At 68.6% G+C, this 15663-nt stretch carries 11 protein-coding genes and 1 pseudogene; 4 read left to right on the forward strand and 8 right to left on the reverse strand.

What is annotated here, in order from left to right:
• Nucleotides 1–52: 52 nt before the first annotated feature.
• A complete protein-coding gene (locus tag DY245_RS38085; RefSeq protein ID WP_425329496.1) occupies nt 53–1690 on the reverse strand; it encodes an MDR family MFS transporter in 1638 nt (545 codons plus the stop codon).
• A 141-nt stretch (nt 1691–1831) separates the two neighbouring features.
• On the opposite strand from DY245_RS38085, the gene DY245_RS38090 reads away from it, so the two are divergent.
• Entirely contained in the window at nt 1832–2446 is a 615-nt protein-coding gene (locus DY245_RS38090; protein ID WP_128511674.1) for a TetR/AcrR family transcriptional regulator, read from the forward strand.
• Here DY245_RS38090 and DY245_RS38095 read toward each other — a convergent pair.
• The gene (locus DY245_RS38095) at nt 2428–3120 is read right to left on the reverse strand and encodes a M23 family metallopeptidase (RefSeq protein WP_128511675.1); all 693 of its coding nucleotides are present in this window, start codon (nt 3118–3120) and stop codon (nt 2428–2430) included. The two genes, DY245_RS38090 and DY245_RS38095, sit on opposite strands and share 19 nt — an antisense overlap.
• A gap of 719 nt (nt 3121–3839) precedes the next feature.
• Here DY245_RS38095 and DY245_RS38100 point away from each other — a divergent pair.
• Both DY245_RS38100 and DY245_RS38105 read left to right on the forward strand, forming a co-directional pair.
• Nucleotides 3840–7040, forward strand: a complete 3201-nt coding sequence (locus DY245_RS38100) for an NACHT domain-containing protein (RefSeq protein WP_425329497.1) — start codon at nt 3840–3842, stop codon at nt 7038–7040.
• Between the two features lie 39 nt (nt 7041–7079).
• Nucleotides 7080–9740, forward strand: coding sequence for an NACHT domain-containing protein (locus tag DY245_RS38105; RefSeq protein ID WP_128511677.1), 2661 nt, complete (start codon nt 7080–7082; stop codon nt 9738–9740).
• Nucleotides 9741–9909: 169 nt separating this feature from the next.
• Here DY245_RS38105 and DY245_RS38110 read toward each other — a convergent pair whose 3' ends face one another.
• Entirely contained in the window at nt 9910–12435 is a 2526-nt protein-coding gene (locus tag DY245_RS38110) for an ATP-dependent Clp protease ATP-binding subunit (RefSeq protein ID WP_128511678.1), read from the reverse strand.
• A 499-nt stretch (nt 12436–12934) separates the two neighbouring features.
• On the opposite strand from DY245_RS38110, the gene DY245_RS45525 reads away from it, so the two are divergent.
• Nucleotides 12935–13630 (forward strand): SCO3374 family protein, encoded by a 696-nt coding sequence (locus tag DY245_RS45525; protein WP_128511679.1) that lies wholly within the window; start codon nt 12935–12937, stop codon nt 13628–13630.
• Here the strand turns inward: DY245_RS45525 and DY245_RS38125 are convergent.
• From DY245_RS38125 to DY245_RS45530, 5 genes and pseudogenes are all read right to left on the reverse strand, one after another.
• A complete protein-coding gene (locus DY245_RS38125) occupies nt 13561–13896 on the reverse strand; it encodes a histone-like nucleoid-structuring protein Lsr2 (RefSeq protein ID WP_128511685.1) in 336 nt (111 codons plus the stop codon). The two genes, DY245_RS45525 and DY245_RS38125, sit on opposite strands and share 70 nt — an antisense overlap.
• Nucleotides 13897–14052: 156 nt before the next feature.
• Nucleotides 14053–14571 (reverse strand): amino-acid N-acetyltransferase, encoded by a 519-nt coding sequence (locus tag DY245_RS38130; RefSeq protein WP_128511680.1) that lies wholly within the window; start codon nt 14569–14571, stop codon nt 14053–14055.
• 9 nt (nt 14572–14580) lie between these two features.
• A complete protein-coding gene (locus tag DY245_RS38135; RefSeq protein ID WP_128511681.1) occupies nt 14581–15108 on the reverse strand; it encodes a BlaI/MecI/CopY family transcriptional regulator in 528 nt (175 codons plus the stop codon).
• Nucleotides 15109–15244: 136 nt separating this feature from the next.
• Nucleotides 15245–15424 (reverse strand): hypothetical protein, encoded by a 180-nt coding sequence (locus DY245_RS38140; RefSeq protein WP_128511682.1) that lies wholly within the window; start codon nt 15422–15424, stop codon nt 15245–15247.
• Between the two features lie 46 nt (nt 15425–15470).
• Nucleotides 15471–15663 (reverse strand): annotated as a pseudogene (locus tag DY245_RS45530) (hypothetical protein); the annotation flags it as partial.

The following is a 15663-nucleotide window of genomic DNA, read 5'->3' on the forward strand; positions in this document are numbered from 1 at the left end:
GGCCCCCGGCAGATGCGCCGGGGGCCGCTCGTCGGCCGAGAAACGGGGCCGGTCAGACGGTCTCTGCAACCGCTACCCGGTCCACCGGAGCGTCCCCACCCTCCAGGCTCTCGGCAGGCTTGGCCGGGCCGCCGCGCAGCGGCACCTCCTTGAGGAACCAGGCCGCGGCGAAGCCGATGATGCTGACGGCCGCGCCCCACAGGAAGACATGGTGGGTGCCGGTGGCGACCGCGTGGTCGTAGGCGTCCCTGATCATCGGCGGCAGCTTGGCCAGGCCCTTCGGGTCCATCTGGGCCCCGCCGCTGGTCATCTTCTCGCCGGCCTTGCCGATCCGCTCGACCATGGTGGACTGCACCTGGTTGGTGAAGATCGCGCCGAAGATCGCGACGCCGAAGGAGCCGCCGATCGTACGGAAGAGGGTGGCGGACGACGAGCCGACGCCCATGTCCTTCATCTCGACGCTGTTCTGCGCGATCAGCATCGTGGTCTGCATCAGGAAGCCCATACCGGCACCGAGCACCGCCATATAGACGCCGGAGGTGAAGCGCGTGGTGTCGGTGTCCATCAGGGACAGCAGCGCAAGGCCCACGGTGATGCAGGCGCCACCGACCACGACGAAGATCTTGTACTTACCGGTCTGGGTGGTGACCCGGCCGGCGAACAGCGACACGACCATCATCGCGAGCAGCATCGGCAGCAGCAGCAGACCGGAGTTGGTGGCCGAGGCGCCCTGCACGGTCTGCTGGAACAGCGGCAGGAAGGTCATCGACCCGAACATCACAAAGCCGACCAGGAAGCCGATGAGCGTGACGAGCGAGAAGTTGCCGTTACGGAAGATGTGCAGCGGCAGCACCGGCTCGCTGACCTTGCGCTCCACCAGCACGAAGGCGACGAGCGCGACCACACCGAGGATGCCGAGGCCGATGATCTGGCCGGACAGCCAGTCGTACTCGGTGCCGCCCCAGGTGGTGATCAGCACCAGCGAGGTGATGCCGATGGTGAGCAGCGCGGCGCCGACGTAGTCGATACGGGTCTGCGACCGCTTCTTCGGCAGATGCAGCACCGCGGTCACCATGATCAGCGCGATCGCGCCGAGCGGCAGGTTGATGTAGAAGCTCCAGCGCCAGCCGAGGTGGTCGGTGATGGTGCCGCCGACCAGCGGCCCGCCGATCATCGCGACGGCCATGACGCCGGCCATCATGCCCTGGTACTTGCCGCGCTCGCGCGGCGGAATCAGATCGCCGATGATCGCCATGACGCCGACCATCAGACCGCCCGCGCCCAGACCCTGGACCGCGCGGAAGCCGATCAGCTGCCCCATGTCCTGCGCCATGCCGGACAGCGCGGAGCCGATCAGGAAGAGCACGATGGACGTCAGGAAGACGCCCTTGCGTCCGTACATGTCGCCGAGCTTGCCCCAGATCGGCGTCGAGGCGGCGGTCGCGAGCGTGTATGCGGTGACGACCCAGGACAGATGCTCAAGTCCGCCCAGTTCGCCGACGATGGTCGGCATCGCGGTGCCGACGATCATGTTGTCCAGCATCGCCAGCAGCATCGCGATCATCAGCGCGAAGAGCACCATGCGCACGCTCGCCGGCTGCTTGCCCGCGCTCGGCGCGGACGGCGGTCCGTCTCCCGCCTCCGCTATCTGTCCGTCCCCCGTCGGGGTCGCATTCTGCGACTTCCCCATCACTCACTCCCACTTACTTGCCGCCCAGCTAGTTCAGTACAGTGATGAAGGTAGGCGGGCAACTAGCCGGGCGTCAAGTAAGTTTCCTTGGCGCCCCCCTGGGCAGCCCTCTGACCAGTACCGACAACGCAGGAGAGCACCATGAGCACACCGCAGGCGCGCAGGGGGAACACCCGTCAGCGCATTCAGGACGTTGCTCTGGAGCTGTTCTCCGCACAGGGCTACGACAAGACCTCACTGCGCGAGATCGCCGAAAAGCTAGAGGTCACCAAGGCGGCGCTGTACTACCACTTCAAGACCAAGGAAGACATCGTCATCAGCCTGTTCCAGGATCTGGCCGGGCCGATCGACGACCTGATCGCCTGGGCACAGACGCAGCCGCGCACCCTGGAAACCAAGAAGGAGCTCATCCGCCGCTACAGCGAATCGCTGCGCGCCGGCGAGCCCCTCTTCCGCTTCATGCAGGAGAACCAGCCCGCGGTACGCGATCTGAGCATCGGCGAGAGCTTCAAAGCCCGCATGCTGACCCTCTTCGGCCTCCTGAAGGAGCCCGACGCCGAGCTGACGGATCAGGTGCGCTGCATCACGGCGCTGTTCTCCATGCATGCGGGCATGTTCGCGATGCAGAACCTGGAGGGCGACCCCGAGGAGAAGCGCAAGGCCATCCTCGAGGTCGCCACAGAACTGGTCACGGCGGCAAACCCGCCGAACCGCCGGCCAGCCCGGCCGGATTCAGCTCAGACGGCGTCGCCGTGAGCCCGCAGGAATCCGGTCGGCTCGATGCCCGTCCCGTAGTTGGGACCGGTGCGGACCTCGAAGTGCAGGTGGGGGCCGGTCGAGTTACCGGTGCTGCCGGACAGACCGATCTGCTCACCGGTGCCGACCTGCTCACCGATGTGGACCTGGATCTGTGACAGGTGCGCGTACTGGGTGTACATACCGTTGTCGTGCTTGATCACAATGGCGTTGCCGTACGCCGGGCCGTCGCCGCCACCCCAGGGGCCGGCCTTGACGACGGTGCCCTTGTGGACGGCCTTGACCGCGGTACCGGTCGGCACGACGAAGTCCTGGCCACTGTGGTTGTGCGCCCAGTGGCTGCCGGCCAGGCCGAAGGACGAGCCGAGGACGTACTTCTCGACCGGCTTGACCCAGGCGTTGGCCTTCTTGGCCGCGTCCTCCTTGGCCTTGGCCGCGTCCTGCTTCGCCTTGGCCACGGCGGCCTTGGCGTCGACGGCGGCCTTGGCCTGCGCGTCGGCCTGCGCGGTGACGGCCGAACCGACGCCCGAGGTGAGGCTCGTCAGGCCGCCGTCGGCGGCGGAGGCGACACCGGCGCCCAGGGCGGCGGCGACACCGACACCGGCGGCCACAACGGCGACGCGATTGCGCAGAGCGGACTTCTTCGAATTGCGAACAGCGGTGAACTTCGACATGCGGGTTTTTCCTCCGTGAATTGATTGGTTTCCCGGCTGCGGACCGGGATCGCCATTCCTTGGTAACCCGCATGCGCCGCCCCGCCAAGGGGCCTTTCTACTATCCCGGCCCGTATCACGGACCCCGGTAACGAGGCCCTTGCGGTCCGGCCCGACCTCTGCACTAAACCCCCGAAATGGGACAACTCGGACGAGGTCGGGGAGCTCTCGCACCCCGCTTGAGCAGGGGCTTTACCCGTACGTGGCGCGGGCGGCGCGCAGTCCGGCACGTCGGCCGCCCACGCGCCCCGCCCCAAGACCCCAAAACCCCCACCTCCCTGCCCCGCACTTCCCCTAATTTCTTTAGTAGGCCCCAAATCGCCTGTGCGCCATGTCACGGAGAAGCAAGATCCAATGCCTTTTCCCTGTGACCTGGGCTACTCCGGAATCTGTGACGCGGGTTACTCGGCACCGCCGGATATCCCATTCGGAAGACATCCGGACGGCATTTCCGTGACCGGCGCCACACCTTTCCGGGCCGCATTCGCCCCGCACTCGCGCCGCACTCACTCCGCACCCGCTCCGTACTCACTCCGTACTCACTCCGTACGCGAACCTGGCCGATCCCCGCCCGGCGCCCCCGCGACCGCTCTAGCCTGGCCCGACGACATCGCCGGCCACGGGGGAGGGCGCACCGCACGATGGACCCGTCAGCGTTAGGAGTCCGACTCGCCTCCGGCGTGGTCGCACCGCTCATCAGAAAGCTCTTCGTCAAGGAAGGGCCGGGCGCCGGCCTGGTGGCGGGACCCGTACGGATGTCCGCGCTGGTGTCCTTCAAGGGCGAGCAGCGCACGCTGTCCGACAAGAACCTGCACAAGCTCGCGGCAGAGCTGGTCGACCGGGCCGTACGCGCCGCCGGCCCGGGCGAGCGGCCGGTCCCCGAGGACGAGGAAGGGGCGGTGGCCGACGCGCTGGCCACCACGCTGCGCGGCCTCGGCGCTCTCGACATGGACGATGTACAGGCCGTGCATCTGGGCTCCACCGCCCTCGCCGAACGCCTCGAAGCGGCCAGTCCCCATGCCGTCCGCGGCCTCTCACGGGACGCCGAGCTGCTGCACGCCACCCTGCTCGGCATCGCCTGCCTGCACATCGTGCACTTCTTCACCCAGCGGTCGACCTTTGTGGCCCGCACCCTCGTCCAGCAGAGCCGGAGCCTGGACAGCCTGATCACGGTCATCGACAAGTTCATCGAGCGGCACCCGTCGCAGCGGGCCTCGGACACCGCCTTCGAGCGCAGCTACCTCTCCTACATCGCCCGTAAGCACAGCCGCCTGACCATCTACGGCATCGATCTCGCCCATTCCCCGGACCGGTGGCCGCTCGATGCGGCGTACATGAGCCTGGAGGCGACGGCGCCGGCCGCCCGCGAGCCGAACGCCATCAGCCCCTGGGACGACGAAACCGTCCCGCAGGCCGCGGCGCCCGCCCCCGTCCCCGCCGACCAGGCCCTGGCCGGCCGCGACCGGGTCCTGCTGCGCGGCGTCGCCGGCTCCGGCAAGAGCACCCTCGTCCAGTGGCTGGCCGTCTCCTGCACCAAGGCCCCCGGCGAGACCGCGCTCCCCCACCTCTACGGCCGGATCCCCTTCGTCCTCCCCCTGCGCACCCTCACCCGCGACCGTGCGCCCCTGCCCACCCCCGACCGTTTCCTTGCGGCCGTCGGCTGCCCCGTATCCGGCGCGCAGCCGGACGGCTGGGCCGACCGCGTCCTGACGTCCGGGCGGGCGCTCCTCCTGGTCGACGGCCTGGACGAGATCCCCGAGCGCGAGCGCGAACAGGCCCGCCGGTGGCTGCGCGATCTCCTCGACGCCTTCCCGCACAACCTGTGGATGGTCACCACCCGCCCCTCCGCCGTACGCGACGACTGGCTCGCCGCCGACGGCTTCGGCGAGCTGACGCTCTCCCCCATGCGCCGCGCCGAGGTCGCCGCGTTCATCGGCCGCTGGCACGACGCGGCCCGCTGCGACGCCGAGGACCCCGAGCGCCTCGACGCCTACGAGCAGTCCCTGCTGGCCGCCGTCCACACCAAACAGGACCTCGGCAGGCTCGCCACCAACCCCCTGATGTGCGGTCTGATCTGCGCCCTGCACCGGGACCGCCGCGGCTATCTGCCCAGCGGCCGCAAGGAGTTGTACGACGCCGCCCTCGGCATGCTGCTCTCCCGCCGCGACCGCGAACGCGATATGGCCGCCCCTACGGGCATCGAGCTGAGCGACGAGCCACAGATCCAGCTGCTGCAACGGCTCGCGTACTGGCTCATCCGCAACGGGCGTACGGAACTCGACCGCGAGCGGGCCGAGCGCATCATCGGCGAGGCGCTGCCGGCCGTCCCCGCGGCCGCGGCGCAGGGCACTGCAGCGGCTGTTTTCCGCCATCTGCTGCTGCGGAGCGGGCTGCTGCGCGAACCGTCACCCGGCTCGGTGGACTTCGTCCACCGGACCTTCCAGGACTACCTCGGCGCCAAGGCAGCCATCGAGGACGGGGACTTCGGGCTGCTGGTGGCGCATGCGACGGACTCCCAGTGGGAGGACGTGATCCGGATGGCGGTGGCACATGCCAGGCCGCGCGAACGCGCGGAGATTTTGCGTGAGTTGATCGCACGCGGGGATCGCATCGAGGACGAGCTCACCCGTCTGCGCGTCCACCTTCTCGGCCTGGCCTGCCTGGAGCACGCCACCGAACTCGATCCGCGCGTAAGGGACCTGGTGAACGAGCGCGCCAGGGCGATCCTGCCGCCCCGCAGCTACAAGGAGTCGAAACTGCTCGCGGGGGTGGGGCCCCTGGTGCTGGAGCTGCTGCCCGGCCCGGACGGGCTGGAGGAGGATGAGGCGCAGGAGGTGGTGGCCACCGCCGCATTCATCGCGTCGGACGCGGCTCTGGAAGTCATGAAGCTCTTTCGGGGCCATCCCGCGAGCGGCGCTCGGAGCCAACTCGCCTCCTCATGGCCGCAATTCGATACGGACCGGTACGCCCAGGAGATCATCCAGCACCTCGACACCGACGTGACCGTCTCCGTCGCGTCTCCCGCCGAGCTGCGCGCGCTCAAGGCACTCGGTGGCCGCCCCCGCGCATCTGTGAGTGGCGCCTTCACCACTCGTGAACTTCTCGACGGATTGCAGCCCGAGTCGATCAAAAGCCTGGCCATCATGGAGAACCCGGAGATCAGCAACCTCGCGTTCCTCCGCGAATTCCCGGCACTGGAGTGGCTGTCACTCTGGGACTGTCCCGCAGTCGAAAGCGTCGCGCCGCTCGCGGACCTTCACCTCCACACACTGAGCATCTCCGGGCCGCCGGCCAAAACCTTGTCGACTCCGCGCGCACTCAATCGCCTACGCCACATACGTCAATTGCTGCTCCACTCCGCCCTTCCGCCAGAAGGCTTGGCGGCGCTCCCCGCAGATGCCCCGTTGAGCCACCTGACCCTCAGCCGGCCCATCGGCGTCGAATTCGCCGGCCTGACGCCATGGCCCGACATGCGAAGCATCTACCTGCAGCGCATCACCGATGACTTCGCCGAGGATCAATGGGGCGAACTGGCGTCCCTGAGCGCGCTGGAGCATTTTTCGTTCGGCATGGCGGACGAAGAGGCCACCCTGCACACGCCTCCCGGCCTCCAGCTCCCCCAAGTGAAAACCCTCAGCATGCTCAACATTCCGCGCCACCCCGAATCCTGCTTGAGCCACATGCTGAGCGCGGCTCTCCCGGTCTTCCCCGGCGTCCGTAAGCTCCAGCTCTTCGGCGCGATCGACGCCCTGATCGACCTCTCCCCCGTGGCAATCCTCCCGGATCTCCAAGAGGTCCATCTCTCCCACCTGCGTCCGGACCCCGCCCCAACCCTCCCTCCCCACATCAAACTCACGGTCTACCCACGCCCCCGCACCTAATCTGGTCGCACTGTCCTCTGCCGCAGTTACGGGGAGCCCATGGATCCCACAACCATCCTCGCCCGCCTCACCCCGCACGCCATCGATCCGCTGGTCCGCAAGCTCTTCGTCACCGACGGGCCGGTCGCCGAGCCCGTCGACCGGCCCGTACGCATCTCCCGCCTGGTCTCCTTCACCGGCGAGAAGCCGGCCCTGACCGAGCCGGAGCTGCACCGCCTCGCCGCGGCCCTCGTCGAGCAGGCGGCGGGCGGCGAGGACGAGGACGAGAACGGCAACCAGGACGTCACCAGAGCCCTCGCCCGCACTCTGCGGGCGCTCGCCGACATCGAGATGGACGACCTCGACGCCGTCCGCCTGCTCCCCGCCGAATTCGCCCATCGCCTCTGCGGGACCGTGCCCGGCGTCACCCGCGGGCTGACCCACGACGGAGCCCGGCTGCACGGGCTGCTGCTGGACGCCGCGGCGCTGCACATCCTGCACTTCTTCACCCGGCGGTCGGCCTACGTGGCCCGCACCCTGGCCGAGCAGACCCGTACCCTCGCCGAACTGATCCACGGCCAAGCCACCGCCGGCCCTCTCATACCGTCCCCGTCCCCCGCCCCGTCCCCCGCCGCCTCCGAGGACGGCACCGCCCAGGACGCCGACGCCGCCTTCGAGGCGCGCTACGCCCATGCCACCGCCACCCTCCACAACCACCTCACCATCTACGGCATCGATCTCGCGCACTCCCCGGACAGCTGGCCGCTGGACGCCGCCTACCTGGGGCTGCAGTGCGAGCCCGGTCCGCCGGAGCCCGACGGGGGCCGGCCGGACGGCGGCGACGCGGCCCCTCAGGACACGACCGGCCAGGACGACCCCCCGCTCCCCGCCGAGCAGGCGCTCTCCGGCCGCAGCCGGGTCCTGGTCCGCGGGGTGGCCGGGTCCGGTAAAACGACACTGCTGCAGTGGCTGACCGTCGCCACCGCCCGTGACGAGCTGCCCGATGCGCTGGCGGCGCTGCGCGGCCGGGTGCCGTTCCTGCTGCCCGTACGCCGCTTCGCCCGGGAGGGGCTGCCCTCGCCCGGCACGTTCCTGAGCGCCGTCGGCCACGAGGACGCCGCCGAGGCGCCGGCCGGCTGGGCGGAGCGGGTGCTCGGCTCCGGCCGGGCGCTGCTGCTGATCGACGGGATCGACGAGGCCCCGGAGAGCGACCGCGAGCAGGTGCGCCGCAAGCTGGGCGAGTGGACCGACCGCTATCCGGGCAACGTCTGGGTCGTCACCTCCCGGCCGTCTGCCGTGCCCGGCCATTGGCTGGCCGGCGAGGGGTTCAGCGAGGTGTCACTGGCTCCGATGAGCCGCGAGGACGTCGCCGCGTTCATCCAGCGCTGGCACCGCGCCGCCGCCCAGCAGAGCCCGGCCGACCTGGGCCGGCTCGGCCATTACGAGCGGACGCTGCTCAATGCCGTACGCATCACCCGCGATCTGGGGCGGCTGGCGACCAATCCGCTGATGTGCGGGCTGCTGTGCGCCCTGCACCGCGATCGCCGCGGCTATCTGCCCAACGGCCGCAAGGAGCTCTACGACGCCGCGCTGTCGATGCTGCTGGAGCGGCGTGACCGGGAGCGGGCGATGGCCGCCACCGACGGTGTCGAGCTGACCCGGCAGCCCAAGATCCAGCTGTTGCAGAAGCTCGCTCACTGGATGCTGGTCAACGGCCGCTCCGAGATGGACCGGGCCACCGCGATCGACACCCTCGCCCGGCATCTGCCCGCCATCCCGGACGCGGCCCGCCAGGGCGGCCCCGAGGACGTCTTCCGGCATCTGCTCAACCGGACCGGGCTGCTGCGCGAGCCCACCCCCGGCACCGTCGATTTCGTCCACCGCACCTTCCAGGACTATCTCTCCGCCCGCGCGGTCGTTCAGCGGCACGATTTCGGGCTGCTGCTCGACCACGCCCACCACGACGACTGGGAGGACGTCATCCGGATGGCCGTGGCGCTGGCCCGCCCGGACGAGTGCGCGGCCCTCCTGGACGGGCTGCTCGCCCCGCACTCCGGCGTCCGCGCCGCCGAGGCCCGGCACCGCAAGCTGCTGGCGGCCGCCTGTCTGGAGCACGCCACCGAGCTGGACCCGGCGGTCCGGGCGCGGGTGCGGCGCTTCACCCGCGACATGGTGCGCCCCGGCACTCCGTCCGCGGCCCGCGCGCTGGGCTGGATCGGGCCGATCGTGCTGGAGATGCTGCCCGATCCCACGCAGGTGCCGGACAGCGAGGCATATCTCCTCGCGATCACCGCCACCTCGATCGCGGACGACCGGGCGATCGACTATCTGACGGCGCTGCGCGGCCGGGCGCACCATGACGTACGGGCGCAGCTCGCCGGGGCCTGGCGGCGCTATGACACCGCCCGCTACGCCCGCGAGATCATCGCCCATCTCGAACCGGCCGAGCTGTACTTTCCGGTCTCCGACCTGGAAGAACTGCATGCCCTGCGGCGGCTGGGCGGCCGCCCTCAGCTGCGGATCTCCGGGCCCTTCACCCCCGATCAGCTCGTCGAGGGCATCGCCCCGGCCGACGGGCTGACCCGGCTGTGGCTCGCCTACGACCTCGGCGTCTCCGTGGAATGGCTGTCCGCATTCCCGAAACTGGACACGCTCCGGATCGGCCGTCGCATTCCGCCGGTGACCGGCGTACCCGACGGCATTCGCGTTGTCCAGATGTAGGCCGGGCGGCGCCGGCCGGTCGCGCCGATAAGATCCGCACAATCCCGGCACACCGAATTCTTACCGGATATGGCCTCGGCGCCACCGAATACAGAACTGCCCCGGAATCGTACGAAACGATTCCGGGGCAGTGCCGTATGCGAGATATGCGCCTTTGGCGCTGTACCGCTTAGGCGTCCTTGCTCAGGTTCGGACCCGAACCGCCGGCCGCGGACTCGATCGGCGGGGCGTCCGGCAGCGCGGACTTCTCCTCGCCACGGAAGGTGAACTTGGCGGTCTCACCCTCGCCCTCGACGTCGACGACCACGATGTGGCCCGGACGCAGCTCGCTGAAGAGGATCTTCTCCGAGAGGGCGTCCTCGATCTCGCGCTGAATCGTGCGGCGCAGCGGACGGGCGCCGAGCACCGGGTCGTACCCGCGCTTGGCCAGCAGCGACTTGGCCTCGCCGCTGAGCTCGAGGCCCATGTCGCGGTCCTTGAGCCGCTCGTCCACCTTGGCGATCATGAGGTCGACGATCTGGATGATGTCTTCCTCGGTCAGCTGGTGGAAGACGACGGTGTCGTCGACACGGTTGAGGAACTCGGGGCGGAAGTGCTGCTTGAGCTCTTCGTTGACCTTGTTCTTCATCCGCTCGTAGCTGGACTTGGTATCGCCCTGGGCCGCGAAGCCGAGGTTGAAGCCCTTGGAGATGTCCCGGGTGCCGAGGTTGGTCGTCATGATGATGACCGTGTTCTTGAAGTCCACGACCCGGCCCTGGGAGTCGGTCAGCCGACCGTCCTCCAGGATCTGCAGCAGCGAGTTGAAGATGTCCGGGTGGGCCTTCTCGACCTCGTCGAAGAGCACGACGGAGAACGGCTTGCGGCGCACCTTCTCGGTGAGCTGACCGCCCTCTTCGTAGCCGACGTAGCCGGGAGGCGAACCGAACAGCCGCGAGACCGTGTGCTTCTCGCTGAACTCCGACATGTCGAGGGAGATCAGCGCGTCCTCGTCACCGAAGAGGAACTCCGCCAGCGTCTTGGACAGCTCGGTCTTACCGACACCGGACGGACCGGCGAAGATGAACGAGCCACCGGGACGCTTGGGGTCCTTCAGGCCGGCACGGGTACGGCGGATGGCCTGGGAGAGCGCCTTGATGGCGTCCTTCTGGCCGATGACGCGCTTGTGCAGCTCGTCTTCCATACGGAGCAGCCGCGAGGACTCCTCCTCGGTGAGCTTGAAGACGGGGATGCCGGTGGCCGTGGCCAGAACCTCGGCGATCAGCTCCTCGTCCACCTCGGCGACGACATCCATGTCGCCGGCCTTCCACTCCTTCTCCCGCTTCGCCTTCGCGGCCAGGAGCTGCTTCTCCTTGTCGCGCAGGCCCGCGGCCATCTCGAAGTCCTGCGAATCGATCGCGGACTCCTTCTCCCGGCGCACATCGGCGATCTTCTCGTCGAATTCGCGCAGGTCCGGCGGCGCGGTCATCCGGCGGATCCGCATCCGGGAGCCGGCCTCGTCGATCAGGTCGATCGCCTTGTCCGGCAGGAAGCGGTCGGAGATGTAGCGGTCGGCCAGGGTGGCGGCGGCGACCAGCGCGGAGTCCGTGATGGAGACGCGGTGGTGCGCTTCGTAGCGGTCCCGCAGACCCTTGAGGATCTCGATGGTGTGCGGCAGCGACGGCTCCGCGACCTGGATCGGCTGGAAGCGGCGCTCAAGGGCCGCGTCCTTCTCCAGGTGCTTGCGGTACTCGTCGAGCGTCGTGGCACCGATGGTCTGCAGCTCGCCTCGCGCCAGCATGGGCTTGAGGATGCTCGCGGCGTCGATCGCGCCCTCGGCGGCGCCCGCACCCACCAGGGTGTGGAGCTCGTCGATGAACAGGATGATGTCGCCGCGGGTGCGGATCTCCTTGAGGACCTTCTTCAGGCGCTCCTCGAAGTCACCGCGGTAGCGGGAGCCGGCGACCAGGGCACCGAGGTCGAGGGTGTAGAGGTGCTTGTCCTTGAGGGTCTCGGGCACCTCGCCCTTGACGATGGCCTGCGCCAGGCCCTCGACGACCGCCGTCTTACCGACGCCGGGCTCGCCGATGAGCACCGGGTTGTTCTTGGTACGACGGGACAGCACCTGCATGACCCGCTCGATTTCCTTCTCGCGCCCGATGACCGGGTCGAGCTTGGTCTCGCGAGCGGCCTGCGTCAGGTTGCGGCCGAACTGGTCCAGGACGAGGGACGTCGAAGGCGTGCCCTCGGCGGGGCCGCCTGCCGTGGCGGCTTCCTTGCCCTGGTAGCCGGAGAGCAGCTGGATGACCTGCTGCCGCACCCGGTTGAGATCGGCGCCCAGCTTCACCAGGACCTGGGCGGCGACGCCCTCGCCCTCGCGGATCAGGCCGAGCAGGATGTGCTCCGTACCGATGTAGTTGTGGCCGAGCTGGAGGGCCTCGCGGAGCGACAGCTCCAGGACCTTCTTGGCACGGGGAGTGAAGGGGATGTGCCCGGACGGGGCCTGCTGCCCCTGCCCGATGATCTCCTCCACCTGCTGGCGGACCGCCTCGAGCGAAATCCCGAGGCTCTCCAGGGCCTTAGCGGCGACACCCTCACCCTCATGGATCAGGCCCAGGAGGATGTGCTCGGTGCCGATGTAGTTGTGGTTGAGCATCCGGGCTTCTTCCTGAGCCAGGACGACAACCCGCCGCGCGCGGTCGGTGAACCTCTCGAACATCGTTAATCGCTCCTCAGAGCGGTCAGGCAGTTAGGGGTCGGTCCCCTCCCTGTCCTTCCGCATGCTAGTCCCGCGGGGCGGGACAGCTCATTCCAACTGCCGACACCCGTCCGGATCACCCCCGCTCCGGCGGGGAAATTTACTGCCGAACAGCTGACATCTGCTCCAACTCGATGGTGCGAGACGATGTTCCCGCAGGCCAGGCATATACGCCCTCCGCCACTACGCCCGTGGCGAACGCACCCCTTGCCGACACGCCGCCCGAAGTCGGCCATCGGCCGGGGCGAGGCGCCTTTGGCGCCGGTCACACCGACTCTTCCCACTGAGACTGTCTTACCCGCTGCCACTGACACTCCATGCGGCGCGGGCTCCTTCCATCCGCTACGGGCGAACATCCGCACACCACCGGATGCCTCGGCACGCCCCCTCGCGCGGGCACGGTACGTATCCATGCCTGCACCCAGCGTAACTTCCTGGGTTTTCGGGAGTTGCACCGGGCATGCCCCGCGTGCTTCCGCGCCCCCGCACCCCTCTCGCCGCCCTCCGCCGGTGGTACGAGGAGGAAATGGGCTGGCCGACCACCGCAACGGAGCCGGTGCAGCTGCTGACGGGGCTGTGCTTCGACGTGCTGGAGATGCCCGCCGACGCGGGGAGCGCCGTCCTGCGGCGACTGCCGCGCACCGGCCCGGTGGCGCTCCTTCGGGCCGGACGCGGCGGGAATCACCCGGGTGATCGGCCGAAATTGCTCATGCTCATCGCGGCCGGCGGCGCCGAGGAACTCCCGGGAATCCTGGAATGGCTGGAGTGGGGCGCCCTCACCACGGATCTCACCGCGCGTGGGACCGGAGACCGGATGCCCGCGCCGTCGTTCCCCACAGGCGCATCTTCGTCATACGGATTCGAGTCGTACGGATTCGGCTCGTGGGAGGCCGCGGGATGGGTGCGACCTCCCCGGCCCGGGTACGAGGCGGAGAATTCCCTGCCCACCACGGGGCTCGGGGCAGGAATCGGGGACGGTGGGGGCGCCCCCGACCTCGTACGACTCGTGAGCACGGCGGCAACGGAGTGCCACCGAGCCCGGTTGTTGCGTGCTCGTAATGCCCAATCGGACCGCGCCTACGGCGATCAGCCGTTGGCCTTCTCGAATGCCTCGCGAATGTCGGCGGGGACACGGCCACGGTCATTGACGTTGTAGCCGTTCTCCTTCGCCCAAGCGCGGATCTTCGCGGTGTCCTGGCCACCGGCGGAAGCCGCCGCACGCGCCTTGCCGCGGCCCGCAGAACGACCACCGGTCTTGCGGCCCGCCTTCACGAACTCCGCGAGCGACTCGCGCAGCTTCTGGGCGTTGGCGTCGGAGAGGTCGATCTCGTAGGACTTGCCGTCGAGGGCGAACGTCACCGTCTCGTCCGCCTCGCCACCGCTGAGGTCGTCGACAAGAAGAACCTGAACCTTCTGTGCCACCGGTTTCCCTTTCATCGAATGCGGATTACGACGGAAAGCAAACCGCTTTTCCGGGAAAAACACAAACCCTTGGGTAGGGTTCACTTGCCCACAGACCGGGGAACGCATGCTTCCGTAGCCATGAGATAGGGGAGCGATTCGGACATAGAACACTCATCACAGGTGCAGAAGCATCCGACTGTTACCCAGGGTGTTGGGCTTCACTCGTTCGAGGCCGAGGAACTCCGCAACGCCCTCGTCATAGGAACGCAGCAGCTCGCTGTACACATCACCGTCTACCGGAGCCTCGCCGATCTCCACGAAGCCGTGCTTGGTGAAGAACTCGACTTCGAAGGTGAGACAGAAAATGCGCCGTACTCCGAGCCAGCTCGCGGTACGCAGCAGCTTGTCCAGGACTTCATGGCCGACACCGGAGCCCTTCAGCCGCGGGTCCACGGCCAGAGTGCGGACCTCTGCCAGGTCTTCCCACATGACATGGAGCGCCCCGCAGCCGACGACCTCGCCGTCTTCGTCGCGCTCCGCCACCCAGAACTCCTGGATGTCCTCGTAAAGCGTGACGGTGGCTTTGTCGAGCAGGATCCCGTCGCGTGAGTAGGCATCGATGAGGCGACGTACGGCCGGTACATCGCCGGTCCTGGCACGGCGGACGGTCAGGCCTTTTGAATGCGGAGGCATGCCCGGACGCTATCGCCCCTTGCCGGTGGCACTCGCCCCGGGTTCATCCCCTTCGGCAGATCCGGCTTCACCGGCCGCTTCCGGCGCCGCTTCTGCTTCGCGTTCTTCGGCCACCGTGCGCTCTTCTTCGGCCGGCCCGGCCTCTTCCGACTGTTGTTCCGCGTCTTCCGCCGGTTCGTCGACTTGGACCATCCGTACGGCATCGCGCAGGGCTTGTCGCTGTTCCGGCGACATCATGCCGAAGAAGGCCACAAGAGCGGCCGCGGGGTTGTCACTGGCGGACCATGCTTCGTTCATCAGTGCGGCCGCGTAGGCGGCGCGAGTGGAGACCGCCTCATATCGATAGGCGCGGCCTTCTGCTTCGCGGCGTACCCAGCCCTTCTGATGCAGGTTGTCCAATACGGTCATGACCGTTGTGTAGGCGATCGACCGTTCCTTCTGCAGATCTTCCAGGACTTCTCGAACGGTGACCGGGCGGTTCCACTCCCAGACCCGCGTCATGACCGCGTCTTCCAGATCACCCAAGCGTCTCGGCACACAAGAACAATAGTGGGAGATGTCGCGAATGCCCGTTGATCTCGTGGCGTTTGTGCCGGAAAAAGGATGTACGACCCGGGACGGTCAATCCCGGGTCGTACAGGGCGTGCGGGCCGCCGAAATGGCGGTGGGTGGATCAGGCGCCGTGTGCCGTGGGCTCCTGCCCCGCGGACTCGGCGCGGGCCAGCACGGCATCCACGGCGGCGTCCTCCTTGGACTTGTTCGCGCCACCCTGGCTCTTGATCATCGTCACGATCAGAGCGGTGAAGGCCACGGCCATCACTACGGGCGGAAGCAACGCTGCGACGTAATCCATGGCGTACGGCCTCCCTTAGGTCATGAGTTTCCAGAGTACGCAGCGCTCAGGCGGTGCGGCTCTCGGGGGCCGGGCCGGGCTTGCGGCGGGGCGGGAACACCTCGCCCGGCGTGGGGATCGGCCGGTCCGGCCGGGGGGCCTTCGGCCCCGGCGCCGGCGCGGGCTCCGGCTTGCGCTCCGGTTTCGGCTCCCTCCCGGGCTCCGGTTCCCGCCCGCCTCGGGCGCCTGAGCGGCCGCCT

Source organism: Streptomyces inhibens (assembly GCF_003389455.1).
Taxonomy (GTDB): domain Bacteria; phylum Actinomycetota; class Actinomycetes; order Streptomycetales; family Streptomycetaceae; genus Streptomyces; species Streptomyces inhibens.